The sequence below is a fragment of the Vibrio sp. D431a genome, assembly GCF_030248655.1.
Classification (GTDB): domain Bacteria; phylum Pseudomonadota; class Gammaproteobacteria; order Enterobacterales; family Vibrionaceae; genus Vibrio; species Vibrio alginolyticus.
The window spans coordinates 25,535-49,357 of record NZ_JAHGAP010000051.1; the positions used below are offsets into that span (position 1 = coordinate 25,535).

General features: G+C 46.3%; 26 protein-coding genes. 18 read left to right on the top strand and 8 right to left on the bottom strand.

Going from position 1 to position 23,823, the window contains the following annotated elements:
* Positions 1-158 precede the first annotated feature (158 nt).
* From KJB35_RS26490 to KJB35_RS26510, 5 genes are all read left to right on the top strand, one after another.
* Positions 159-746, top strand: a complete 588-nt coding sequence (locus KJB35_RS26490; RefSeq protein WP_017821744.1) for an aminodeoxychorismate/anthranilate synthase component II — start codon at positions 159-161, stop codon at positions 744-746.
* A 361-nt stretch (positions 747-1,107) separates the two neighbouring features.
* The gene (locus KJB35_RS26495; RefSeq protein WP_005381420.1) at positions 1,108-2,319 is read left to right on the top strand and encodes an aspartate aminotransferase family protein; all 1,212 of its coding nucleotides are present in this window, start codon (positions 1,108-1,110) and stop codon (positions 2,317-2,319) included.
* 109 nt (positions 2,320-2,428) lie between these two features.
* A complete protein-coding gene (gene astA / locus KJB35_RS26500; protein WP_005381422.1) occupies positions 2,429-3,448 on the top strand; it encodes an arginine N-succinyltransferase in 1,020 nt (339 codons plus the stop codon).
* A 28-nt stretch (positions 3,449-3,476) separates the two neighbouring features.
* Complete coding sequence (gene astD / locus KJB35_RS26505; protein WP_053303044.1) at positions 3,477-4,934, top strand: succinylglutamate-semialdehyde dehydrogenase; 1,458 nt, start codon at positions 3,477-3,479, stop codon at positions 4,932-4,934.
* A gap of 248 nt (positions 4,935-5,182) precedes the next feature.
* Positions 5,183-5,974 carry a DUF1338 domain-containing protein gene (locus KJB35_RS26510; protein ID WP_005381426.1) on the top strand — a complete coding sequence of 264 codons (792 nt, stop codon included), beginning with the start codon at positions 5,183-5,185 and terminating at the stop codon, positions 5,972-5,974.
* A 136-nt stretch (positions 5,975-6,110) separates the two neighbouring features.
* On the opposite strand, the gene crp is transcribed toward KJB35_RS26510, so the two are convergent.
* The 6 genes from crp to KJB35_RS26540 form a co-directional block, all read right to left on the bottom strand.
* Complete coding sequence (gene crp, locus KJB35_RS26515) at positions 6,111-6,743, bottom strand: cAMP-activated global transcriptional regulator CRP (RefSeq protein ID WP_005381432.1); 633 nt, start codon at positions 6,741-6,743, stop codon at positions 6,111-6,113.
* A gap of 240 nt (positions 6,744-6,983) precedes the next feature.
* Positions 6,984-7,853, bottom strand: a complete 870-nt coding sequence (locus KJB35_RS26520) for a phosphoribulokinase (RefSeq protein ID WP_005381434.1) — start codon at positions 7,851-7,853, stop codon at positions 6,984-6,986.
* Positions 7,854-7,978: 125 nt separating this feature from the next.
* On the bottom strand, positions 7,979-8,191 hold the full coding sequence (locus KJB35_RS26525; RefSeq protein WP_005381436.1) for a YheU family protein: 213 nt from the start codon (positions 8,189-8,191) through the stop codon (positions 7,979-7,981).
* Positions 8,192-8,224: 33 nt separating this feature from the next.
* On the bottom strand, positions 8,225-9,232 hold the full coding sequence (locus tag KJB35_RS26530) for a hydrolase (protein WP_086047073.1): 1,008 nt from the start codon (positions 9,230-9,232) through the stop codon (positions 8,225-8,227).
* Between the two features lie 87 nt (positions 9,233-9,319).
* Positions 9,320-9,808, bottom strand: a complete 489-nt coding sequence (locus KJB35_RS26535) for a TIGR02444 family protein (RefSeq protein ID WP_033907158.1) — start codon at positions 9,806-9,808, stop codon at positions 9,320-9,322.
* A complete protein-coding gene (locus KJB35_RS26540) occupies positions 9,805-11,724 on the bottom strand; it encodes an ABC transporter ATP-binding protein (RefSeq protein ID WP_042523641.1) in 1,920 nt (639 codons plus the stop codon). The genes KJB35_RS26535 and KJB35_RS26540 overlap by 4 nt, the downstream gene beginning before the upstream one ends.
* A gap of 209 nt (positions 11,725-11,933) precedes the next feature.
* On the opposite strand from KJB35_RS26540, the gene kefG reads away from it, so the two are divergent.
* From kefG to KJB35_RS26565, 5 genes are all read left to right on the top strand, one after another.
* The gene (gene kefG, locus KJB35_RS26545; RefSeq protein ID WP_213963179.1) at positions 11,934-12,527 is read left to right on the top strand and encodes a glutathione-regulated potassium-efflux system ancillary protein KefG; all 594 of its coding nucleotides are present in this window, start codon (positions 11,934-11,936) and stop codon (positions 12,525-12,527) included.
* The gene (kefB, locus tag KJB35_RS26550; RefSeq protein WP_017633740.1) at positions 12,511-14,307 is read left to right on the top strand and encodes a glutathione-regulated potassium-efflux system protein KefB; all 1,797 of its coding nucleotides are present in this window, start codon (positions 12,511-12,513) and stop codon (positions 14,305-14,307) included. The genes kefG and kefB overlap by 17 nt, the downstream gene beginning before the upstream one ends.
* Positions 14,308-14,340: 33 nt before the next feature.
* Entirely contained in the window at positions 14,341-14,541 is a 201-nt protein-coding gene (locus KJB35_RS26555) for a YheV family putative zinc ribbon protein (protein ID WP_005381449.1), read from the top strand.
* Between the two features lie 92 nt (positions 14,542-14,633).
* Entirely contained in the window at positions 14,634-15,185 is a 552-nt protein-coding gene (gene slyD, locus KJB35_RS26560) for a peptidylprolyl isomerase (protein ID WP_005381451.1), read from the top strand.
* A 130-nt stretch (positions 15,186-15,315) separates the two neighbouring features.
* Positions 15,316-16,257 (top strand): isoaspartyl peptidase/L-asparaginase family protein, encoded by a 942-nt coding sequence (locus KJB35_RS26565; RefSeq protein WP_031812779.1) that lies wholly within the window; start codon positions 15,316-15,318, stop codon positions 16,255-16,257.
* An 83-nt stretch (positions 16,258-16,340) separates the two neighbouring features.
* On the opposite strand, the gene KJB35_RS26570 is transcribed toward KJB35_RS26565, so the two are convergent.
* Complete coding sequence (locus KJB35_RS26570; RefSeq protein WP_005381455.1) at positions 16,341-16,568, bottom strand: SlyX family protein; 228 nt, start codon at positions 16,566-16,568, stop codon at positions 16,341-16,343.
* Positions 16,565-17,551, bottom strand: coding sequence for a WD40 repeat domain-containing protein (locus KJB35_RS26575; protein ID WP_017633742.1), 987 nt, complete (start codon positions 17,549-17,551; stop codon positions 16,565-16,567). The genes KJB35_RS26570 and KJB35_RS26575 overlap by 4 nt, the downstream gene beginning before the upstream one ends.
* Before the next feature lie 128 nt (positions 17,552-17,679).
* Between KJB35_RS26575 and fkpA the strand changes: the two genes are divergently transcribed.
* The 8 genes from fkpA to fusA all read left to right on the top strand — a co-directional run bounded on the left by fkpA (position 17,680) and on the right by fusA (position 23,655).
* A complete protein-coding gene (gene fkpA / locus KJB35_RS26580) occupies positions 17,680-18,462 on the top strand; it encodes an FKBP-type peptidyl-prolyl cis-trans isomerase (protein WP_017821751.1) in 783 nt (260 codons plus the stop codon).
* Between the two features lie 143 nt (positions 18,463-18,605).
* Complete coding sequence (locus tag KJB35_RS26585; protein ID WP_005382804.1) at positions 18,606-19,328, top strand: transcriptional regulator; 723 nt, start codon at positions 18,606-18,608, stop codon at positions 19,326-19,328.
* Positions 19,325-19,720, top strand: coding sequence for a sulfurtransferase complex subunit TusD (tusD, locus tag KJB35_RS26590; RefSeq protein WP_017633744.1), 396 nt, complete (start codon positions 19,325-19,327; stop codon positions 19,718-19,720). Before KJB35_RS26585 ends, tusD begins: the two co-directional genes overlap by 4 nt.
* On the top strand, positions 19,717-20,073 hold the full coding sequence (gene tusC, locus KJB35_RS26595) for a sulfurtransferase complex subunit TusC (RefSeq protein WP_054730477.1): 357 nt from the start codon (positions 19,717-19,719) through the stop codon (positions 20,071-20,073). The genes tusD and tusC overlap by 4 nt, the downstream gene beginning before the upstream one ends.
* A gap of 7 nt (positions 20,074-20,080) precedes the next feature.
* Complete coding sequence (gene tusB / locus KJB35_RS26600) at positions 20,081-20,356, top strand: sulfurtransferase complex subunit TusB (RefSeq protein WP_042523643.1); 276 nt, start codon at positions 20,081-20,083, stop codon at positions 20,354-20,356.
* A 177-nt stretch (positions 20,357-20,533) separates the two neighbouring features.
* Positions 20,534-20,908, top strand: coding sequence for a 30S ribosomal protein S12 (gene rpsL / locus KJB35_RS26605; RefSeq protein WP_004399892.1), 375 nt, complete (start codon positions 20,534-20,536; stop codon positions 20,906-20,908).
* 101 nt (positions 20,909-21,009) lie between these two features.
* Positions 21,010-21,480: a 30S ribosomal protein S7 gene (gene rpsG / locus KJB35_RS26610; RefSeq protein WP_005382796.1), complete on the top strand. Its 471-nt coding sequence runs from the start codon at positions 21,010-21,012 to the stop codon at positions 21,478-21,480.
* A gap of 75 nt (positions 21,481-21,555) precedes the next feature.
* On the top strand, positions 21,556-23,655 hold the full coding sequence (gene fusA / locus KJB35_RS26615; protein WP_005382794.1) for an elongation factor G: 2,100 nt from the start codon (positions 21,556-21,558) through the stop codon (positions 23,653-23,655).
* Positions 23,656-23,823: the final 168 nt, after the last annotated feature.

A 23,823-nucleotide genomic window follows, 5' to 3' on the forward strand; every position in this document is an offset into this window, starting at 1 on the left:
ATAGCTGTAAAGACCAAAGGCCAGCCTATGCTGGCCTTTTTATTCAGCAAAAACTTGCCTTTCTTGCTTGGTATAGCAAAATACCGCCCTTGATTGTCACGAACGTGGCGATTCACTACGTAAGCATTGCCAAAACGGATTGGAGCAACCGACCCTTTATGTTGTTGATCATCGATAACTACGACTCTTTTACCTACAACCTTTACCAATACTTCTGCGAGCTTGGTGCAGACGTAAAGGTGGTGCGTAACGATGAAATCGATATCCAAGGCATTGAGGCGCTCAACCCAACTCATTTGGTGATCTCGCCAGGGCCATGTACGCCGAACGAAGCAGGTATTTCACTGAAAGCGATAGAACACTTCGCTGGTAAGCTTCCAATATTGGGTGTTTGCCTTGGCCATCAAGCGATAGCGCAAGTGTTTGGGGGCGAAGTGGTACGTGCACGACAAGTGATGCACGGTAAGACCTCGCCGATTCATCACAACGGTCGTAGTGTGTTTAAAAATCTGAATAACCCACTCACGGTAACCCGTTATCACTCTCTTGTGGTGAAAAACGGTACTTTACCCGACGTGTTTGAACTGACCGCATGGACAGAACTGCCTGACGGAAGCATGGATGAAATAATGGGTTACCAACATAAAACCTTGCCAATTGATGCGGTGCAGTTCCACCCAGAATCAATCAAAACTGAGCAAGGTCACGAGTTGCTTGCGAACTTTTTAGCACGCAAAGCGATCTGATCGCGATCACTTTTCTTAACAAATCATTCATCTTTTTGCTGAGGTGAGCGGATTGCAAAACTATGCGATTCTCTCGAGTCTCTTTGTCTATTCATGTCTTTTTAAACCTTCTATCCCCTGTATTACATAACATTTATAAAAAATCACTTCTCTATTTTACTTTCTTGATGCATAAATAGTCATAAGCAGTGATTAATGGAAGTTGCTTTCGAGAACGAAAAGAATAAATCACTATTGAAATGGTTAATTAAATGTAAATACAATGCCGCAATAGCTTAAATGCAAAACATTATTTGCTGGCAAAGAGAGCCGGTTAAATTCGCTTATCTGCTACGCATGCGGTATCAAGAAGGAATGTGCAATGACAACGGAAATTAAAGTAGAGCGCGGTTTATTCGATGAGGTAATGGTACCTTGCTATAACCCGATGGAAATGATCCCTGTTAAAGGTGAAGGTTCACGTGTTTGGGATCAGGAAGGTAATGAATACATCGACTTTGCTGGTGGTATTGCAGTGAGCTGTCTTGGCCATTGTCATCCAGTAATGGTAAACGCGCTAACAGAGCAAGCTAACAAGCTTTGGCACTTAAGTAACGTTATGACGAACGAACCAGCCCTTCGTCTGGCGAAAAAGCTAACAGAAGTGAGTTTTGCTGAGCGAGTGTTCTTTGCTAACTCTGGCGCAGAAGCAAACGAAGCCGCTTTGAAGCTGGCACGTCGTTATGCAGCAGACGTTCATGGCACTGAGAAATCTGAAATCATTGCATTCAAACAAGGTTTCCACGGTCGTACATTCTTTACCGTAACGGTTGGTGGCCAAGCGGCATACTCTGACGGCTTCGGTCCTAAGCCAGGCGACGTGACACACCTTCCTTACAACGATATCGAAGCTTTACAAGCACACATGTCTGATCGTACTTGTGCGGTCATGATGGAGCCACTACAAGGTGAAGGCGGCATCGTGCCACCAACGCCTGAGTTCGCTCAAGCGGTTCGCGAGCTGTGTGACAAACACAACGCCTTACTGATCTTCGATGAAGTGCAAACTGGTAATGGCCGTACAGGTAACTTCTACGCTTACCAAGGTTTAGGTATCACGCCAGATATTCTAAGTACTGCGAAATCACTTGGTGGCGGTTTCCCAATCGGTGCAATGCTAACGACAGCAAAATTGGCAGAGCACATGAAAGTGGGCACTCACGGTTCTACATATGGCGGTAACCCACTAGCGTGTGCGGTTGCAGAAGCGGTTGTAAATGAAGTTACCAAGCCAGAGGTGTTGGCTGGTGTGCTAGAACGCGAAGCAATGTTCCGTGAAGGTCTAGAGAAGATCAACGCGAAGTACAACATCTTCTCAGAAGTGCGCGGTCAAGGCCTATTACTTGGCGCTGCACTAAATGAAGAATGGCAAGGCCGTGCGCGTGACGTGCTGGTTGCTGCAGGTAAACAAGGTCTCATGGTATTGGTTGCGGGTGCCAATGTCGTACGTTTCACACCATCACTCGTTATCACACAACAAGAAATTGAAGAAGGCTTGGCGAAACTGGATAAAGCGATCGCGACTTTAGTTTAAGCGCGATATCAGTTTAAACGTCAACGCAGACACCCCCGTCAAGGATCTCTGATGGGGGAATTGTTCCTACAATATAGTTAGGATCTTCTTGCATCTGGAGGGAGTATTGATGCTAGTAGTTCGCCCTATCGCGATGTCGGATTACGACGCACTGCACACTTGTGCGGTGGAGTCTGGTCACGGATTTACATCTCTACCGGTTAACGAAGAACTGTTAACCAATCGAATCAAACATTCAGAGTACAGCTTTGGTAAGCCAGATGTGGCAGAACCAGGCGATGAAGGCTACCTGATGGTTGGCTTTGACTCTGAAACGGGTGAGGTTGCGGGTACCACCGGAATCGAAGCATCTATCGGCTGGGATGTCCCATTTTACTCATATCACATTAGTAAAGTCGTGCACTCGTCGCCAAAGCTTGGCGTTAACAACGTCGTTAAACTGCTTACTTTTGGTAATAACTACACGGGTAACAGCGAAATTTGTACCTTGTTCTTGCGTGAGAAATTCCGCCAAGGTCTGAATGGTCGTCTAATGTCGAAGTGTCGTTTCCTAATGATGGCAGAGCACCCAGAGCGCTTCTCTGAAACGATCTTTGCGGAGATGCGTGGCGTTTCAGACGACGAGGGTAATTCACCATTCTGGCAATGGCTTCAAGAGCATTTCTTCTCTATCGATTTCACGCTTGCAGATTACCTGACAGGTATCGGCAAGAAAGGCTTTATCGCCGACTTGATGCCGAAACTGCCTATTTACATCAACCTGCTCAGCCCAGAAGCGCAAGCCGTGATTGGTCAAGTACATGACAACACGCGTCCAGCGCTGAAGCTGCTTGAGCGTGAAGGTTTTACCAACCGAGGCTACGTCGACATCTTCGATGGTGGCCCAACGGTTGAGTGTGATCTGCGTAATATTGAGTCGGTACGTCATTCATTCCGCGCGCAAGTCAAAATCTCTGAACATTCCAGCACACAAGACTTCTTGATGTGTAATTCATCTTTCGAGAACTTCCGTGCGACAGTCACTAAGGCGGCGTATGACGCAGAGACACAGAGCGTAATGATCGCACCAGACGTTGCGGATGCACTTTCGGTTGAAGAAGGGGATTTCGTTCGCCTTCTTCCGCAGTAACAGACGACAGAATTTAAGGATAGAAACAATGACACATTGGATTGCAGGTGAATGGGTACAAGGTCAGGGTGAAGCATTTACGTCTCTGTCGCCGTACAACCAAGAAGTGATCTGGCAAGGCAAAGGTGCAACGGCAGAGCAGGTGAACCAAGCGGTATCTGCAGCGCGTGAAGCGTTTATTGACTGGAAAAAGCGTTCATTTTCAGAGCGTGAGGCAATCGTGTTGGCTTTTGCGGAGAAAGTAAAAGAGAACAGCGAAAAAATCGCCGAAGTGATTGCCAAAGAAACCGGTAAGCCGATTTGGGAAACGCGCACTGAAGCAGCAGCCATGGCAGGTAAAATTGCCATTTCGATTCGCGCTTATCATGACCGCACTGGTGAGGCGAGCCGTGAAGCAGCAGGCAACCAAATCGTATTGCGCCACCGCCCATTGGGCGTTATGGCGGTGTTTGGTCCTTACAACTTCCCAGGCCACCTACCAAATGGTCACATTGTGCCTGCGCTACTGGCTGGTAACACGGTAGTCTTCAAACCGTCTGAGCAAACGCCATGGACGGGTGAATTGGCAATGAAGCTATGGGAAGATGCCGGTCTGCCGAAAGGCGTGATTAACCTTGTTCAAGGCGCGAAAGAAACTGGTATCGCCCTCGCTGACGCAAAAGGCATTGATGGCGTACTGTTTACGGGTAGCGCGAATACGGGGCATGTATTACACCGTCAATTTGCGGGTCAACCGGGCAAGATGCTCGCACTAGAAATGGGTGGTAATAACCCGATGGTGATCTCTGATAAATATGGTGATTTGGATGCCACGGTTTATACCATCATTCAGTCAGCGTTTATCAGTGCTGGGCAGCGTTGTACGTGTGCTCGTCGTTTGTATGTGCCATTGGGTGAAAAAGGCGATGCGCTTATCACCAAGCTCGTTGAAGCGACACGCAATATTCGCGTAGACCAACCATTTGCAGAACCTGCGCCATTTATGGGACCGCAAATTTCGGTCGCGGCAGCCAAGTTTATTCTTGATGCACAAGCTAATCTACAGTCTCTTGGCGGTGAAAGCTTGATTGAAGCGAAAGCAGGAGAGGCGGCGTTTGTTTCTCCTGGCATCATTGATGTAACGAACATTGCTGAGTTACCAGATGAAGAATACTTCGGCCCACTTCTGCAAGTGGTGCGTTACGAAGGGTTAGACAAAGCCGTGGCGCTAGCAAACGATACGCGCTTTGGCTTATCTGCTGGTTTGGTCTCAACCGACGACCAAGAATGGGAATACTTCGTTGACCACATTCGTGCTGGCATCGTGAACCGTAACCGCCAGCTCACTGGTGCAAGCGGTGATGCGCCATTTGGTGGCCCGGGGGCGTCGGGTAACTTGCGCCCAAGCGCTTACTACGCAGCAGATTACTGTGCGTACCCAATGGCATCAATGGAAGGTCAAGAAACTGTCTTGCCTGCAACATTGAGTCCAGGTGTAGCGCTATAAGTTTTAATAATAGAGTCGCAACTATGCATTGCGGCTCACCTTGCCGGCGCATCATTTAGGTATGGGTTGTAGTGATCGTTGGCAGAACACGAAAAGTGAGCAAAGACTCGGAAAAGCGTGTTGACTGACTGGCATTTACCGTCACAGGTTGATGGTTGCTCGTTCATTATTCTGGACAACTTTTGTTGTGAACGGGCAGCCAACTTCCGCTTACCTTTAAACTCTACATCTCGTAACAAGGAGTCGTTATGACGCCCGATGTGTTATTTGAATCGCTATGGCAAGATTACATTCAACGTCTTTGCCCTTCGGCTGCTAAAGTGCATCAGCTGCTTCAAGAAGATGAGCCTCTGATTAATGATCATATAGCTTTACGTACCTTCAATATCGCGCCTCTTGGTATTGAAACTCTAGCTAAGCCATTTGTAGCTATTGGTTACAAGGCGTGTGGTGATTACGTTTTCGAAAGCAAAAAGCTGGTTGCTAAGCACTATGAGCACCCAGATCCGAAGCAACCTAAAGTCTTTATTAGTGAGCTAAAAGTTGAAGAGTGCTCGTCTGAGCTACAAGAGATTGTGAAAAATTTGGTGGCACAAGTCGATGCTGACAAGCTGAACGATAGCGCATTCTTACATGGTGGACGCTTGTGGGATTTAAGCTTTGCTGATTACCAAACGTTGGCTAAAGAAAGTGAGTACGCATCTTGGCTTGCGGCGCATGGTTACGGAGCAAACCACTTCACGGTGAGCGTTAACCAGCTCAATGAATATGAAGAAGTGAAGCAGGTAAACGATCATCTGCGTACCGCTGGGTTTACCATTAATGAAAATGGTGGTGAAGTGAAGGGCACTCCTGAGGTGTTGCTAGAGCAGTCATCGACCATGGCAGATAAAGTAGCGGTTCGTTTTAGCGAAGGCACTGAAATTATCCCTGGCGGGTTTTATGAATTTGCTAAGCGCTATCCGATGGAAAATGGTGATTTGTACCCAGGTTTCGTGGCCGCTTCAGCTGACAAAATCTTTGAAAGTACGAATGGCTAAGTTTTAGGGTTAACCTGTTAAGCTTACTCATTAGTGTTCGCTGCACCCTATCTCATTTGGTCATGAGTAAATAAAAAGCCACCAATGTTGCCATTGGTGGCTTTTATAATTTTGTTCGTGTCACTCTAGTTCGAGATTAACGAGTACCGTAAACCACGATGGTTTTACCGTGAGCAGAGATTAGGTTCTGCTCTTCTAGCATCTTCAAGATACGACCTACTGTCTCACGAGAACAGCCAACAATTTGACCGATTTCTTGACGAGTGATCTTGATTTGCATGCCGTCTGGGTGAGTCATTGCGTCTGGTTGTTTTGCAAGGTTCAGAAGCGTCTGAGCGATACGACCAGTTACGTCTAGGAACGCCAGGTCACCCACTTTTTGGCTAGTTACTTGAAGACGACGAGCCATCTGCGCAGAAAGACGCATTAGGATGTCTGGGTTTACTTGGATAAGCTGACGGAACTTCTTGAAAGAAATTTCAGCAACTTCACAAGGAGATTTAGCACGAACCCAAGCTGTGCGCTCTTGGTCTTCCTCGAATAGACCAAGTTCACCAATAAAGTCTCCTTGGTTTAGGTAAGAAAGGATCATCTCCTTACCTTCTTCGTCTTTGATAAGAACCGCAACAGAACCTTTAACGATGTAGTACAAAGTTTCTGCCTTTTCGCCCGCGTGAATTAGCGTGCTCTTTGAAGGGTACTTATGAATATGACAGTGTGAAAGAAACCACTCTAATGTTGGGTCGGTTTGAGGTTTACCTAGAACCATAATATCTCACTTCCTCTGCAGGGTACGCTTGCGCTATCCATATTTTAGCTAAGCCTGAATTAGGCCTACTAGAATAAGAGCACTTTTTATATGCTGCAAGCTCTCTTGTGTTTCGGTAAGAAATAGTATCCTTTTTCGAAAACGATTTCTTGATTTTAATCGTGCCATGATTGAGATTTTGTAAGCAAAACTGTGCACATGATCACGGTATGAAAAGTAAACATCTTCGCTGGCAGGTTTTTAGCCAATTTTCCCTGTTTCGATGAGCTGTTGTAGGATAGGCCGAACTATGAGCTCCATTGCAAAGCTCATCTTACCGCCGGGTACGACAATCGTGTTGTGGCGTGACATGAATGAGCCATCAATCATGGCCAGCAGATATGGGAAGTCGACATTCTTGATACCGCGTAGGCGAATCACCACAAAACTCTCATCCAAACTAGGGATGCCTTTTGCATTAAGTGGGTTGGAAGTATCAACGGTCGGTACGCGCTGGAAGTTGATGTGAGTACGAGAAAACTGAGGAGTGATATAGTTGAGGTAATCGTCCATGGATCGCACGATTGAGTCCATTACCGCTTCACGCGAATGGCCGCGATCGCGAGTGTCGCGTACGAATTTTTGTATCCACTCTAAGTTCACAATCGGCACCATGCCAATTAAGAAATCCACATGTTGAGCAACATTAACATCGCCATCGACCACGCCACCATGTAACCCTTCATAAAACAGAACGTCGCTGTTTTCGGGTAAGTCTTGCCACGGTGTAAACGTGCCTGGCATTTGATTGTAGGGAACCGCTTCGTCAAACGTGTGCAGATAACGGCGCACGCTGCCAGTGCCGTCATGCCCGAACTTACGGAAAAACTCTTCTAATCCCGGGAAGTCATTAGCTTGTGGGCCAAAGTAGCTAATGTGTCGACCTTGCTCGCGGGCTTTGCGGATTTCGATGTCCATTTCTGGGCGAGTAAAGCGATGGAAGCTATCGCCTTCAACCCATGCGGGTTTAACGTTCATCATATTGAACATTTTACGGAAGGCTTCAGATGTAGTGGTCGTGCCGGCACCGGACGAACCAGTAACCGCAATAATTGGGTGTTTAGCTGACATGACAAACCTTGTCGAAAATTACTTACCTGTAATGTGCAGTAGAGTTACTACTGCACGGTCGATATCCCACTATAGCACGTAACAATACCTTGTCATCGAGTGGGATACGGTAAAATGTGAAGGGTCTAAAATTTTGTTTTATGCTGAATATCGACGGTTTCGTGTAGCTCAGAGAACACGATAACCGCTTCACCTTTTTCCAATTGAGCTTTAACTTGATCAATTTTGTCATGCAAAGAAACCTCGACGGTTCCGTAATCCGTTCCTTCGCGTAAGACGAATTCACGAATTAAGTTTTCCAATGTTTCCGGCGCAATGTCTTGCCATGGAATGATCATAAATACCTCTAACTTTTATGATGAGCGGCTAGTTTACTGCGTTCGTTGCTTGGATACAGCAGAAAGGTAATCTGCGGCGATACTTTCGTAATACGCGGGCAGCGCTTCCTCCAACCAAAACTTAGGTTTTAACGCCGTTCCTGTCAGGAAGCCAACATGGCCACCGTGCTCAAAGAGACGGTAATCAATATTATCTGGCAGAACAAACTTCGGTATCACATCATCGGTCATGAACGGATCGTCTTTGGCATGGATGATCAGTGTGGGTAGCGTGATTTGCTGTAGTTTACTTAAGCCAGAGCATTGGTCGTAATAATCTTGTGCGTCTTTAAAGCCATGCAATGGTGCGGTAATCAAATCATCGAATTCATACAGCCGTGTGACACGTTTGATTGAGTTGTAGGACAGCGCCAGCTCGCCATGCAGTAGATGATGCTTTTGTAACGCGTTACGTTTCAGTGAAGAAAGCAGATAACGGCGATACACTTTTGAAAAGCCTTGTTCTATACGGTTCGCACACGCCGCTAGGTCTAAAGGCGCTGAGATAATAGTCGCTGCATTCAAAATAGGGTGGTCTTTATATTGGGCTAAATAATTCGCCAACATGTTACCGCCAAGAGAAATACCAACCGCAACCTTGGGGTTATCAGGAAAGCGTTGCTCAAGGTGCTCTAAGAAGTGGCGGGCGTCAGTCACTTCACCAGAATGATAGGCGCGAGCTTTCTTGTTTGGCTTACCGCTACAACCGCGGAAATGCATCATCACCGACAGCCATCCAGATTGAGCAAATGCATTCATTAGCCCATTGGCATAAGGGCTATAGAAGCACCCCTCTAATCCATGAAATAAAACAAAAATCGGCTTTTTTTGTGCAGGCTCTTGGGTTGGGTTCTCGCTCCACGCGAGATCGAGAAAGTCGCCATCGGATGTATCGAGGGTTTGCCAAATCGGCGTAAATAACGCTTTTTTGCGAATAAAACGCGGCAAAAGCGTTTGGAGATGCGGGTTTTTGATCCCGGCGGCTGCGAAAAATTGTGTCATACCTAACTGCTCTTATGCGGTCCTTCGGTGTCCGTTGAAGAACTTATTAATATAATCCTTTATAAAGATTATAGGTATTCTACAGATTTATGGGCGTTTTGGTGGTTGAATGTTTGGCACCGGAATAGCAAAGGCTTGCTGCAAATGCTCCCCACCGAGTTGACGACAGTATCTCAACGTCAGTGGGTCACCATCATTTTTGAGTAGTGCAAGTGAGTTAATGCAGTCCACCAAATCCGCTTGTTGCTGCTTTTCTAGTTGCAGCTCAAACTGCAAGGTCTCACGATACAAAGCGTCATTGACTTGAGACTTAAGGTGGCGACGAAGGTCGCGAAAGGAGTGAAGTAAAGTTTCGCTTCTACCTAGACAGTCTTGCACCAAGGGCCAGTCTTTTTCTTGGAAAATGAGTTGCTGCTCATCGAGCCATCTGAGCAGCAGGAGTAGGTTCACGTTACCGTGGTAGTTGTTTTGCAATGATAAGCACGCCTCTTTCACTTCTCGCACACCATAAAATTGCAGACTAAACTGCCAAAGGTGTTCTAGGGTGAGTGTGTATTCAGCGTGTTGATTACTCATTGATTAAACTCTAGCTCCATCTGCTCCAATGTTTCTTGAGCAGACATCCATTCCATTTCAATTTCTTCGAGCTCAGCCTTACTAGAAGCTTGAAGTGCCAGCACTTGGTTAAGTTTAGCTTTATTTTCGGCCGCATACAGTGAGTTGTCCGCCAATTGTTCTTCAGCTTCGGCCAGTGCAGCACCTAACTTATCCATTTTATTTTCTAGTTGTGTCAGCGTTTTGCGAATTGGCGCTGTCTGTTTTCGAAACTCTGCATCGCGACGTTTTTGCTCTTTCTTCGCAGCTGCGCTGTTGGCCGTATCTTTGCTTGGCTGCGCAGCCTGCGCTTCTTTGCGTTCCGCTCTTTGTTGCTCGGTTAACCACTTGTAGTAGTCGTTTAAGTCACCATCGAACGGCGCAACTTGTCTATCATGCACTAAATACAAGTCATCGGTTGTAGCACGCAATAGGTAACGGTCGTGCGAAACAATCACCATTGCACCTTCGAACGTTTGCAGTGCCATCGTCAATGCCTGACGCATGTCCAAATCCAAGTGGTTGGTTGGTTCATCAAGTAGCAACAGGTTTGGCTTTTGCCACACAATTAAAGCCAATACCAAACGGGCTTTTTCGCCACCAGAAAACGGCGCAACTTTTTCTAGTGCTTTGTCACCTTGGAAGCCAAAGCTACCTAGGTAATCACGTAGCTGCTGTTCGGTTTGATCGGGTGCGATTTGCATCATGTGTTGCAGCGGCGTTTCTTCAGGGTGAAGCGTTTCTAACTGGTGCTGAGCGAAGTAACCAATTTTCACGCCTTGTGAGTAAGTTAGGTCACCACCTTGCGCGTTAAGTTCACCAGAGAGCAGCTTGATTAAGGTCGATTTACCCGCACCATTACGGCCGAGTAGACCAATACGACTGCCAGGAACCAAGTTCAAGCGGATCTTCTCTAAGATGAGGTTGTCACCGTAACCTGCAGATACTTCATCCATCATCATGATTGGGTTTGGCAGCGCAGCTGGCTCACGGAATTGAAAGCTAAATGGGTTATCGAATTGAGCTGGCAGTACTTTTTCCATGCGCTCCAAAGCTTTGATACGGCTTTGGGCTTGGCGTGCTTTTGATGCTTTGTAACGGAAGCGGTCGATGTAGCTTTGCATGTGCGACATCTGCTTCTGTTGCTTTTCAAACATCGCTTGTTGCAACACCATCTTTTGTGCGCGTTGGTTTTCGAATGACGAGTAGTTACCCGTGTATTCGTTCAGCTGCTGATTCTCGATGTGAATGATGCGACCAACGATCGGATCCAAGAAGTCACGGTCGTGCGAGATCAGAATCAGCGTGCCTGGGTAGTTTTGTAGCCAACGTTCAAGCCACATTACCGCGTCCAAATCCAAGTGGTTGGTTGGTTCGTCGAGTAGCAGTAGATCAGAACGACACAATAGCGCTTGAGCCAAGTTAAGACGCATACGCCAACCACCCGAGAATTGGGTCAAACTCCAACTCATTTGCTCTTGGCTGAACCCTAAACCATCGAGCAGTTCTGCCGCGCGAGCGCGAATGCTGTAACCACCAATGGTTTCAATTTTACCGTGTATCTCGGCAACTAGGGTTCCGTTGTCTTGTGTTTCTGCTTCAGCTAACTGCTTTTCGAGAGCGCGGTATTCGCGATCACCATCAATGACGTATTCCAGTGCAGTGCGCTCTAGCGCAGGCGTTTCCTGTGCGACCCAGGCCAACTCCCAATGTTGAGGTTGGCTAAATGAGCCTGCATCAATTGACAGTTCATCTTTCAGTAGGGCAAACAGCGTTGATTTACCGCAGCCGTTTTTGCCCACAAGACCGACTTTATCGCCAGGGTGAATAGTCGCAGAAGCTTGGTCTAAAAGAGGTTTACCGCCACGCAGTAACTGAATATCAGAGAAGGTAATCATAAAGTTTTCATTCACTTTGCGCAGTGCGCGTTGCTTGGTTACATAGCGAAGTGGTTTCAATCGTTTTTAAAGCCACTTGGGTATATATCTAGCGGTGAATAGTAGGGGTATTGACCGGAAAAGTCGATTGATTCGCTTTAATTGCATTATGCTGTACAAAAAAGTATAACAATTTGATAACGGATAAAAATAACCACAAGGACGACCATTTGGCTGTTGCACCGTCTACTCTCCCAAAAGTTCTGGTCATTTATGCTCATCCAGAGCCACATAACTCGATTGCCAATCAAGTGATGATAAAAAAAGCTCAGTCGCTTGATCACGTCACTGTGCACGATCTTTACGGTGTTTACCCCGATTTCTTTATTGATGTGAATTACGAACATGAGTTGTTGCTCGCTCACGATGTGATCGTATTTCACCACCCACTTTATATGTATTCATGTCCTGCCCTATTAAAAGAGTGGCTAGACCGAGTGTTAGGTAAAGGCTTTGCGTTTGGCGGAGGTGCGGCGCTAGAAGGAAAATACTGGCGCAGTGTCATTACAACAGGTGGTAAAGAAGAAGCCTTCAGCGCGAAGGGGTACAACAAATACCCACTTGAGCAAATCTTGCAACCGTTTGAACTGACGGCAGCCCTATGCCAAATGCACTGGATTGAACCTCTGGTGTTGTATTGGTCAAGAAATGTTTCGGATATTGAACGCTACGAACATGCCGAGTTATACCGTGGATGGCTGAGTAACCCACTTGAAAACTGGCAAGCGGCAGATCGAGGAGGTCAGTATGGCGATCACCAGTGAGTTTCTTCAAAGCAGTGTGGTCTTTCTTTCGGCTGCGGTTATTGCGGTGCCGATTGCTCAGCGCCTTGGGCTTGGCTCGGTTTTAGGTTATTTACTCGCTGGTGTGTTGATTGGCCCATGGGGGCTTGGCTTAATTAGCGACGTTGATGCCATTTTGCATTTTGCCGAGCTTGGGGTTGTGTTGTTACTGTTTTTGATAGGGCTGGAATTAAACCCTAAAAAATTGTGGCAGATGCGAGGGCCGATTTTAGGTTTAGGCGGTGCGCAGGTTGTGGTCACGACCGCCGTGATTGGTAGTGTCGTCAGTATGTTTGGCGTAAGCATGCAAGTGAGTTTAGTGATCGGGATGGGGTTGGCGCTGTCCTCGACGGCGATTGCGCTTAAAGTCATTGAAGAGCAAGGGCTTAATGGTACCGAAACGGGGCAATCTGGTTTTGCGGTGCTGCTCTTTCAAGATATTGCAGTGATCCCGATGCTGGCGATGTTGCCCTTGCTAGCAGGCGGGCATAGTGGTGGAAGTTGGTTGGATGTCTTCACTATTTTAGGCAGTGTGGTAGCACTGTTGATTGGAGGTCACTTTTTACTACGTCCGCTATTTCGTTTTGTCGTGATGAGTGGTGTTCGTGAGCTCTTTACCGTTGCTGCACTTTTAGTCGTGCTTGGCATTTCGGTCGTGATGCAAAAGCTCGGCCTTTCGATGGCATTGGGGACTTTTTTAGCAGGCGTTTTGCTGGCAGAGAGTGAGTATCGCCATGAGCTGGAAATCGCGATCGAGCCATTTAAAGGTCTGTTGTTGGGGTTATTCTTTATTGCGGTGGGCATGGCGGTAAACTTGGGGTTATTGGCATTACATCCTTTAGAGATTCTCGGTGCGGTGGTGGCTTTGGTCGTGGTTAAGGGTTTGGTTTTGTATGCATTGGCGAGAGCTGCCCGTGTCGGAGCCAAAGCGAGAAGCCGTATGGCTGCAATTTTGAGCCAAGGCGGTGAGTTTGCCTTTGTCATATTTACCGCGGCGAGCCAAGAGGGCATTTTGTCCAAAGAGCAAGTGGCGTTTCTGTTGGTGGTGGTCAGTCTATCCATGGTGACGACTCCTCTTTTGCTGATGGGACAAAAGAAGTGGTTTGCTCATACCCTGAATCAAGAAGAAGAGGGCATGACCACGAAAGTCGTGGATCGCCGACCACGCGTTATCATTGCAGGCTTTGGACGTTTCGGTCAGATCGTCGGACGTTTAATGTATGCCAATAAAATCAAAGTGACAGTATTAGAAAGTGATGCCAGCCAAATCCACCTATTACGTAAGTATGGTTACAAAGTGTTTTATGGCGATGCTACACAAATTGACCTATTGAGGGCTGCTGGCGCTGATAAAGCGGAAGCATTGATTATTTGTACTGATTCACCTGATGAGGTGATGGCCATCGTGGACATTTGTCGCGTGCACTTCCCGAAACTTAAGTTGTTAGCTCGAGCAAGAAGCCGTGTCGAGGCTTACCAGTTAATGAGTCATGGTGTAGAGAATTACTCTCGTGAAACATTTTTAGGGGCGCTAGATCTCGGTCGCCAAGCGCTCGTAGAACTGGGTATGCATCCTTATCAAGCAAAGCGGGCAGAAGCACATTTTCGCAAGTTGGATAATGCTATGCTTAAGGACTTATTGCCTCAACACAATGAAGATAAGAAATTAGCTCAAAGGGCGAAAGAGGCCCGCAAAGAGCTAGAAGAAATATTTGGTCGTGAAATGGAGAGCGACCATCAGTCACCTAATCATTGGAAGTAGTACTTGAGCCAAGACTCAAGCTAAGGAAATAGCGTGAAAATCAAGAAACGTTTTATTGCCGGCGCTAGCTGCCCAAATTGCAGCCAGCAAGATACCCTGCGCTGGTGGATTGAAAATAACATCGAATTAGTTGAGTGTGTCGAGTGTGAGTTTACAGAGCAGCGTAAACCACAATCTGTAGAGAAAAATAAACACTCAGATCAGGAAATGATCGGAATTTTTAAGCCGGAGTAATTGAACTTCGATAATTGATCCCCATAATACACCCAGATATCTCAGTACTTAACCCCATTCAGGTTAAGTCAATTAATCTCCCTGGAGTTAGTATGAAAATTGAAAAGAACGTTGTTGCAAGCCTTGCATACAAAGTAATGATGGAAGACGGTGTCGTTGTTGATCAATCAACAGCAGAAGCACCCCTAGATTACCTTCACGGTCACAACAACCTAATCACAGGTCTTGAAAAAGAACTTGAAGGTAAAGTGGCTGGCGACAAGTTCTCAGTAACGGTAGCTCCTGAAGAAGCTTACGGTGAGCACAACGATGCGCTAGTACAGCGCGTTCCTGCGGACGTGTTCCAAGGCGTTGAGCAAATCGAAGTGGGCATGCGCTTCCTAGCTGACACTGACCAAGGTCCAATCCCTGTTGAAGTAACAGAAGTTGACGGCAACGAAGTGGTTGTTGACGGTAACCATATGTTAGCTGGTCAAACACTAACTTTCGAAGTAGAAGTTATGTCTACACGTGAAGCAACAGCAGAAGAGATCGAACACGGTCACATCCACCAAGGTGGTGGCTGTTGTGGTGGTCACGATCATGACCACGATCACGAAGAAGAAGGCGGCTGCTGTGGCGGCGGTAGCTGTGGTTCTCACTAATCATAAGCTCCTTCACTAGATAATCTTATCTAGCAAAGCTTTGAAAAGCGCAAGTTGAGTTTCAACTTGCGCTTTTTGTTTATCTAAGGTGTAGTGCCAACCATACAAGGAATAACAGTTGGACAAAGCGATGACGAAACCTTTCTCGATTGCCATTCATGGCGGTGCAGGCACCATCTTGCGTGAACAGATGAGCGATGAGCTGCAACAATCCATCTTGGCGGATTTAGAAGCTGCGGTAAAAGCGGGACATCAAATTCTAGACACGGGCGGTGAAGCCTTAGATGCAGTCGTAGCGGCAGTGAAAGTATTGGAAGACTCTCCTAACTTTAATGCGGGTAAAGGCTCAGTGCTGACCAACAACGAAATGGTTGAAATGGACGCTTCTGTGATGGATGGGCGAAACCTTGCAGCAGGTGCGGTCGCAGGGGTTCGTCATATCAGAAACCCAATTGAGCTCGCTCGTGACGTGATGCGAAACAGCAATCATGTGCTGTTGGTGGGTGAGGGCGCAGAGAAGTTTGCTTTTGAGCAAGGCCATGAGTATACCGAGCAAGATTACTTCTTTACTGATCGCCGTTATGAGCAGTTGCTGTCTATGCGTGAGAAAGGACTGTTTGCTTTGTCGGAATCTCGTTACCCAGATGACCGTAAGCACGGTACGGTTGGTGCGGTAGCGTTAGATCAACAAGGCAACTTAGCCGCTGCCACCAGTACGGGTGGCGTGACGAATAAGAAATACAACCGAGTCGGAGATTCGGCTCTTATTGGTTGTGGTACGGTGGCCGAAAATGGCGTCGTGGCAGTTTCCACTACGGGTGTCGGCGAGTTCTTTATTCGTAAACGTGTTGCGGAAGACGTTGCAGCACGTATGCGTTACTTACAAGAAGATATTCATACGGCTTGTGAACACATTATCCAAGGTGATCTCAAACAGATGGGCGGAGAGGGCGGTTTGATTGCCATTGATGCTAAAGGTGAGATGCACTTTGCGATGAACAGTTCTGGCATGTACCGAGCAGGCATTAATACGCAAGGCGAGCTGAGCGTTAAAATCTACGCCGACGAATAGCTTCCTCTTGAGTACCTTCTTAAGTAATTAATACAACAAAGCCCAGAACATGTTCTGGGCTTTATGCTATTTGAGCCTGCATTTTAATAATGCGGTGGTGGGGTTTCTTCTGACGGATCGGCTAAATTCGACGAGTCCATATTTTTTACTTTACCTACCACATATTTCATCTGATCGAGCATCTTGGTAATTTGCAGTTGTTGCTGCGATAAAGCTCCGTTCAGATCTTCAATAGTCTGTTCTTGGAACGCAAGCTGACATTCTAAGTCATTAATGCGTGCTTCCAATTGCTGAATGATTTTTTCTGTCATGATCCGTTCTCTAACTGCCAAGCTTGGGCAATACCTGCTGAAGTAGCAGTAATTACGCGTTGTTTTGAATCAAAGGCTGCATCATACACGACCGCACGTGGAGGGCGAGTGTCTTTTTTGGGCTCCACTTCAAATCCACTCATTCGTTTTCCGGTTTGAGTATCCCATATCGACACACGGCCAGAAGGGCTTCCTGTGACTAGTTGAGTCCCGTCGTCAGAAAATCGTGCGGTAGAGAAAATTAATTGGCGTGACCAACTGCTCAACTGTGTGACTTCTTGTCCAGTTTTTAAATTCCAAACAATCGCTTGGTTTCCGCCATCAGATGTCATTGCTAATTTTCCATCTCTTTGCAGGGCCACGCGAACAATTCGTTGTTCATGTTCGAAGGTTCGTAGTACTTGTCCGGTTTCGGTATCCCACAGATACGCTTTATAGTCATTACCTCCGGTTAGGGCGAAGCGCCCATTAGGAGAAATGGCCACGGAATTGACTTTTTCACGATGCGCAAGGAACTCCATGCGACGCCCGGTGACTAAGTTGACATAAATTGCTTTACCGTTGGATAACCCAAGCAGAACTTGTTCACCATTACTGGTGATATCAACGTCGCGAATGAGCGCATCAGAGATAGACCAAAGGCCTTCGGATTGCGTCCAGCCTAGGTCCCAAACTGCGAAGTTCATTTGGCTTGCTGTAATTGCGTAGCGACCATTGTCAGATATGCGGATATGGGAAACCACATTGGCATCGGCATCGAGTTCACCCAGATTGGCTAGTTGTTCATTTTGCTCTAGGTCCCACAACATCAAATGACGTTGTTGAGAATAGAGCAGAGCAAACCGTCCATCTCTGCTAAGTGCGAAGCTCGTCGCACCTTGAGGTTCTATCGGCCAACGCTGCACTTCACGCTCGGCGAAAAAGCAACCATTTAACGTGGTGATGACAATTAAATATAGGAATAAATGAAAAATTCTTTGCATCACATCTAATAATCCGGTTTGTGTCTTAAGACATATAGCTAGTATATTGGTATAACGATTGTCTTCACTAGTCTCATAGAAGATTTGTGCACAACAACCAATGGCAGAGCCATTATTGGGAGAATTTAATGAAATCAGTTTTAAAAGTGTCGCTACTTGCTGCAACAGTTATGCTAGCGGTAGGTTGTCAGAAAGAAGAAACTAAAACAGAAACCGCACCTCAAGCAGAACAAGTTCAAGCAGAAACCGGTAAAGCGGTTCACTTTAAAACCGACGACGACAAAGCGGCATACGCAATCGGTGTTTCATTTGCTAACTACCTAAGCACAAGCATCGACAAGCCAAGCGAAATCGGCATTAATCTTAACAAAGATTTGGTACTAAAAGGTATCGAAGACGTCTTCAAAGGCAATGCTGAATTGAATGAAGAAGAAACACGTGCAGCACTAGAATCTCTAGACAAGCGTGTTGCAGAAAAGATGCAAGCACAAGCGGCTGAGAAAGCAGCTGAAGCGAAAAAAGCTGGCGATGATTTCCGTGCTGAGTTTGAGAAGCAAGAAGGCGTAGTGAAGACAGATACAGGTCTTCTATACCAAGTAATGACACCAGCTGAAGGTGAGAAGCCAAAAGACACTGATACGGTTCAAGTACACTACAAAGGTACTCTGATCGACGGTACTCAGTTCGACAGCTCATACGATCGTGGTGAACCTGCAACGTTCCCACTTAACCGTGTAATCCCAGGTTGGACAGAGGGTGTTCAGCTAATGCCTGTGGGTTCTAAATTCAAATTCGTTATCCCGCCAGAGCTAGCATACGGTGACCAAGACACACCAAGCATTCCTGCTAACTCAACGCTAGTATTTGAAGTTGAGCTGCTAAAAGTTGAGAACGACAACGCAGAGCAATAACAATAAGCTGCGATAAGTTATTGAAAAAGGTCCGTTTAACGGGCCTTTTTTGTTCTAGGTCACTAGTTGGTGAGTTTGCTAGGTTGCTTTTCAAATTTTCTGATAAACTTACACCAATTTGTTGATTTTTCGCTCGAAGGCTTATGACAACTACAGAAACAATAAACGCGGAGATGTTGCTCGAAATGGAATCCGTTAACGTGATGCCGTTTACCGAGCACGACAAAATCATTTTAAGATCTTATGAGGCGGTCGTGGATGGTATCGCCAGCCTGATAGGTCCATTTTGTGAAATCGTTCTTCACTCTCTAGAAGACTTAAATACCTCTGCAATTAAAATCGCTAACGGTGAAAATACGGGGCGCCAAGTCGGCTCACCAATCACTGATTTAGCGCTTAAGATGCTAAAAGACATCGAAGGCTCGGAGCGCAACTTCTCACGTTCGTACTTTACCCGTGCAAAAGGTGGCGTGTTGATGAAGTCGATTACTGTCGCCATTCGTAATGGCGAAAATCGCGTGATTGGTTTGTTGTGTATCAACGTCAACTTGGATGCGCCTTTCTCGCAAGTTCTTCAGTCTTTCATGCCGACGCAAGAAGCGAAAGAAGCGGCTTCCTCGGTCAACTTTGCTAGTGACGTAGAAGAGCTGGTGGACCAAACTGTTGAACGCACCATCGAAGAGATCAATGCGGATAAATCCGTGTCTAACAACACCAAAAATCGCCAGATCGTGATGGAGTTGTACGACAAAGGTATCTTCGATATTAAAGATGCCATCAACCGTGTTGCGGATCGCCTTAATATTTCAAAACACACCGTTTACTTGTACATTCGTCAACGTAAAACCGAGGATGATGAAAGGTGAGTAAACTGACTTACACGTTAGTGGTGAATGGTCCCGTTTATGGCAGCCAGTCAGCGCGCAGTGCTTATCAGTTCGCCAAAGCGTTGATAGAGCAAGGCCATCAGCTAGTGAGCGTCTTCTTTTATCAAGATGGTGTGACTAATGGTACTGCTTTGAGTGTGCCAGCCAACGATGAATTTGATCTCAATAAGGCGTGGCAGTCTTTGGCTAAAGAGCATGGTGTTCGCCTAGAAACTTGTGTCGCGGCCGCTTTGCGTCGCGGGATTGTAAGTGAAGAAGAAGCGAATCAACATGGTTTGGTTCAGAACAATCTAGCCGATGGTTTTGAACAAGCAGGCTTAGGTAGCCTAGCTGAAGCGATGTTAACCCAAGACAGAGTGGTACAGTTTTGAGTCAGTTAACTTATCTATTTCGTAGTGCGCCACATGGCAGTGCAGCTGGTCGTGAAGGTGTGGATGCACTGTTAGCCGCGTCGGCTTACTGTGAAGATATCAGCGTCATTTTCATGGGTGACGGGGTATACCAGCTTCTACTCGGGCAAGACCCCAACAATATTTTGAGTAAAGATTACGCGCCGATGTTAAAGCTTTTCGATTTATACGACATCGAACAAGTCTTTGTGTGTTTAGAGTCGTTAACCCAGCGAGGTTTGGCGCAAGCGGATTTAGTCATTGAAGCCCAAGCGTTAAGCTCAGAACAGCTCAAAGATAAGTTACAACACGCTGGCAAGCTACTGTCTTTTTGAGGAAGTTATGTTACACATCATAAAAACAGTCTCTGCTCTAGAAGACGCTATGCCTTTATGCAGTGAACAGGATGACATCTTACTTATAGAAGATGCAGTGTACGCTGCTAACTCGCAACATAACGCATTTTCCCACCTAAAAAACCGCAGCGTATTTGTGTTAGAGAGCGATGCACAAGCTCGCGGTATTGCAAATCGTATCAGTCCATCGCTGACGATTGTGAATTATTCAGGCTTCGTTGAACTAACAGCAAAACAGGATAAATCCCTAACTTGGGATTGAACAAGATTTGCTGTCGACAAAGCTTTACGGATGAATTGTTCTAATTGAACAAAAAAGATCCGTATATTTCTTGACACACCTCTCACTGCTGCATAGAATTTTGCGTCCCTAACTGCATTGGCAGTTGGGGATAGATTTTTCACAAAGCTTACTTTCAAGTAAATCAGGAGCTAGTTAATGGCAACTATTAACCAGTTGGTACGTAAGCCACGTGCAAAGCAAGTTGTTAAAAGCAACGTGCCTGCACTAGAAGCGTGCCCACAAAAACGTGGTGTATGTACTCGTGTTTACACTACTACACCTAAAAAACCTAACTCAGCACTTCGTAAAGTTTGTCGTGTACGTCTGACAAACGGCTTCGAAGTTACATCGTACATCGGCGGTGAAGGTCACAACCTTCAAGAGCACTCAGTTGTTCTAATCCGTGGTGGTCGTGTTAAAGACCTTCCAGGTGTGCGTTACCACACTGTTCGCGGCGCACTAGACTGTGCTGGCGTAAATGACCGTAAACAAGGTCGTTCTAAGTACGGTGTGAAGCGTCCTAAGTCTTAATGGATTCCGTTAAGTAAGGCCAAACACTAAATTATTTTTAATTTTTTGAAAAAACTGAAAAGTTTTGGATAAAACCTGAAGAAGACAACGGAGATAAATCCATGCCACGTCGTCGCGTCATTGGTCAGCGTAAGATCCTTCCAGATCCAAAATTCAAATCTGAATTGCTGGCAAAATTCGTTAACATCCTAATGGTTGACGGTAAAAAATCTACTGCAGAGAAAATCGTTTACACTGCACTAGATGCTATGGCTGAAAAGTCTGGTAAAGACCACTTAGCTATTTTTGAAGAAGCTCTTGAAAACGTTCGCCCAGCGGTAGAGGTTAAATCTCGCCGTGTTGGTGGTTCAACTTACCAAGTACCTGTAGAAGTACGTCCGGTTCGCCGTAACGCACTTGCTATGCGTTGGTTGGTTGAAGCTGCGCGCAAGCGTGGTGAAAAATCTATGGCTCAACGCCTAGCTGCTGAAATGCTAGACGCGTCTGAGAACAAAGGTACTGCGGTTAAGAAACGTGAAGACGTTCACCGCATGGCTGACGCAAACAAAGCGTTCGCTCATTACCGTTGGTAATACCTTCTGTGCTGCGAGGTTCTCTCGCAGCACTTTTCTATACTCTAAGGTACACCTTAGTAAGAGGATACAATCGTGGCTCGTAAAACTCCTATTGAGCTATACCGTAATATCGGTATCTGTGCTCACGTAGATGCAGGAAAAACAACCACAACTGAGCGTATTCTGTTCTACACTGGCCTTTCTCACAAAATCGGCGAAGTTCACGATGGTGCAGCAACCATGGACTGGATGGAGCAGGAGCAGGAGCGTGGTATCACTATCACATCCGCTGCTACTACTACATTCTGGCGTGGTATGGAAGCACAGTTCCCTGAGCATCGCGTAAACATCATTGATACCCCTGGACACGTTGACTTTACTATCGAAGTAGAGCGTTCTCTTCGTGTACTTGATGGTGCTGTGGTTGTGTTCTGTGGCTCATCTGGTGTTGAACCTCAGTCTGAAACTGTATGGCGTCAAGCAGACAAATACCACGTTCCACGTTTGGTATTTGTAAACAAGATGGACCGTGCGGGCGCAGACTTCCTACGCGTTGTGAACCAAATTAAGAATCGTCTTGGTGCGACTCCTGTTCCAATCCAGCTGAACGTTGGTGCGGAAGATGAGTTCAGAGGTGTCATCGACCTTATCAAGATGAAAATGATCAACTGGAATGATGCCGATCAAGGCACTTCGTTTACTTACGAAGACATCCCAGCTGACATGATTGAACTTGCTGAAGAGTGGCGCAACCACATGGTTGAATCCGCTGCTGAAGCTAGCGAAGAGCTGATGGACAAGTACCTTGAAGAAGGTGAATTGACTGAAGCTGAGCTCAAACAAGCTCTACGTACTCGCACACTAAATAACGAAATCGTACTGGCTACTTGTGGTAGTGCGTTTAAGAACAAAGGTGTTCAAGCGGTACTGGATGCAGTAGTTGAGTTCTTGCCATCGCCTGTTGACGTACCTGCAATTAAAGGTGTCGACGAAAGAGAAAATGAAGTTGAGCGTCATGCTGACGACAACGAACCTTTCTCAGCGCTAGCGTTTAAGATTGCGACTGACCCATTCGTGGGCACGCTAACTTTCATGCGTGTTTACTCCGGTGTTGTAAACTCGGGTGACGCTGTTTACAACTCAGTAAAAGAGAAGAAAGAGCGTTTTGGTCGTATCGTTCAGATGCATGCGAATAAGCGTGAAGAAGTGAAAGAAGTTCGCGCTGGTGATATTGCAGCTGCTATCGGTCTGAAAGACGTAACAACAGGTGACACACTGTGTGATCAGAACCACAAAGTGATTCTAGAACGCATGGAGTTCCCTGAACCAGTTATTCAGATTGCTGTAGAGCCTCGTTCTAAGGCAGACCAAGAGAAAATGGCTATCGCGCTAGGTAAACTAGCCGCGGAAGATCCATCATTCCGCGTGGAAACGGACGACGAATCAGGTCAGACTCTGATCTCAGGTATGGGTGAACTTCACCTAGACATTATCGTTGATCGTATGAAGCGTGAATTCAGCGTTGATTGTAACGTTGGTAAACCTCAGGTTGCTTACCGTGAAACCATTCGTGGTAAAGCGGAAGTTGAAGGTAAGTTTGTTCGTCAATCAGGTGGTCGTGGTCAATACGGTCATGTTTGGGTCAAACTTGAGCCTTCTGAGCCTGGTGAAGGTTTCGTATTCGTAGACGAAATCGTGGGCGGTGTGATTCCTAAGGAATACATCAGTTCGGTATCGAAAGGTATCGAAGAGCAAATGAATAGTGGTGTTCTAGCGGGTTACCCTGTACTAGATATTAAAGCTACACTATTTGATGGTTCTTACCACGATGTAGACTCAAGCGAGATGGCGTTTAAGATCGCTGGCTCGATGGCATTCAAGAAAGGTGCACTAGAAGCACAACCTGTGATTCTAGAACCTATGATGAATGTCGAAGTAACCACTCCGGAAGACTGGATGGGTGACGTTGTTGGTGACCTAAACCGTCGTCGCGGTATCATTGAAGGCATGGACGAAGGTGTGGCTGGTCTTAAGATCATCCGTGCTCAAGTACCACTATCCGAAATGTTCGGTTACGCAACTGATCTACGTTCTGCAACTCAAGGCCGTGCGTCTTACTCTATGGAGTTTCACGAGTACGCTGAAGTGCCGAAAAACTTCGCAGATAAAATTATTGCAGAGCGTGGTTACTAATTGACGATTGAACTGCAAAAAGTTTACGACTTTTTGCGAGATCAGGGCGTCCAAATATTGCGCTAACGGGCGTTGGCGCATAAAATAACAATTTCTGGCGCGTCGTCGATCAATAATGATCACGACGAATCATAACTAGGAAGGAACACGATCGTGTCTAAAGAAAAA

What these genes read in the sequence shown, in the direction of transcription:
- KJB35_RS26490 (WP_017821744.1), top strand. Translation starts at nt 159, where the DNA reads ATGTTGTTGATCATCGATAACTACGACTCTTTTACCTACAACCTTTAC.
- KJB35_RS26495 (WP_005381420.1), top strand. Translation starts at nt 1,108, where the DNA reads ATGACAACGGAAATTAAAGTAGAGCGCGGTTTATTCGATGAGGTAATG.
- astA (WP_005381422.1), top strand. Translation starts at nt 2,429, where the DNA reads ATGCTAGTAGTTCGCCCTATCGCGATGTCGGATTACGACGCACTGCAC.
- astD (WP_053303044.1), top strand. Translation starts at nt 3,477, where the DNA reads ATGACACATTGGATTGCAGGTGAATGGGTACAAGGTCAGGGTGAAGCA.
- KJB35_RS26510 (WP_005381426.1), top strand. Translation starts at nt 5,183, where the DNA reads ATGACGCCCGATGTGTTATTTGAATCGCTATGGCAAGATTACATTCAA.
- crp (WP_005381432.1), bottom strand. Translation starts at nt 6,743, where the DNA reads ATGGTTCTAGGTAAACCTCAAACCGACCCAACATTAGAGTGGTTTCTT.
- KJB35_RS26520 (WP_005381434.1), bottom strand. Translation starts at nt 7,853, where the DNA reads ATGTCAGCTAAACACCCAATTATTGCGGTTACTGGTTCGTCCGGTGCC.
- KJB35_RS26525 (WP_005381436.1), bottom strand. Translation starts at nt 8,191, where the DNA reads ATGATCATTCCATGGCAAGACATTGCGCCGGAAACATTGGAAAACTTA.
- KJB35_RS26530 (WP_086047073.1), bottom strand. Translation starts at nt 9,232, where the DNA reads ATGACACAATTTTTCGCAGCCGCCGGGATCAAAAACCCGCATCTCCAA.
- KJB35_RS26535 (WP_033907158.1), bottom strand. Translation starts at nt 9,808, where the DNA reads ATGAGTAATCAACACGCTGAATACACACTCACCCTAGAACACCTTTGG.
- KJB35_RS26540 (WP_042523641.1), bottom strand. Translation starts at nt 11,724, where the DNA reads ATGATTACCTTCTCTGATATTCAGTTACTGCGTGGCGGTAAACCTCTT.
- kefB (WP_017633740.1), top strand. Translation starts at nt 12,511, where the DNA reads ATGGCGATCACCAGTGAGTTTCTTCAAAGCAGTGTGGTCTTTCTTTCG.
- slyD (WP_005381451.1), top strand. Translation starts at nt 14,634, where the DNA reads ATGAAAATTGAAAAGAACGTTGTTGCAAGCCTTGCATACAAAGTAATG.
- KJB35_RS26565 (WP_031812779.1), top strand. Translation starts at nt 15,316, where the DNA reads ATGACGAAACCTTTCTCGATTGCCATTCATGGCGGTGCAGGCACCATC.
- KJB35_RS26570 (WP_005381455.1), bottom strand. Translation starts at nt 16,568, where the DNA reads ATGACAGAAAAAATCATTCAGCAATTGGAAGCACGCATTAATGACTTA.
- KJB35_RS26575 (WP_017633742.1), bottom strand. Translation starts at nt 17,551, where the DNA reads ATGCAAAGAATTTTTCATTTATTCCTATATTTAATTGTCATCACCACG.
- fkpA (WP_017821751.1), top strand. Translation starts at nt 17,680, where the DNA reads ATGAAATCAGTTTTAAAAGTGTCGCTACTTGCTGCAACAGTTATGCTA.
- KJB35_RS26585 (WP_005382804.1), top strand. Translation starts at nt 18,606, where the DNA reads ATGACAACTACAGAAACAATAAACGCGGAGATGTTGCTCGAAATGGAA.
- tusB (WP_042523643.1), top strand. Translation starts at nt 20,081, where the DNA reads ATGTTACACATCATAAAAACAGTCTCTGCTCTAGAAGACGCTATGCCT.
- rpsL (WP_004399892.1), top strand. Translation starts at nt 20,534, where the DNA reads ATGGCAACTATTAACCAGTTGGTACGTAAGCCACGTGCAAAGCAAGTT.
- rpsG (WP_005382796.1), top strand. Translation starts at nt 21,010, where the DNA reads ATGCCACGTCGTCGCGTCATTGGTCAGCGTAAGATCCTTCCAGATCCA.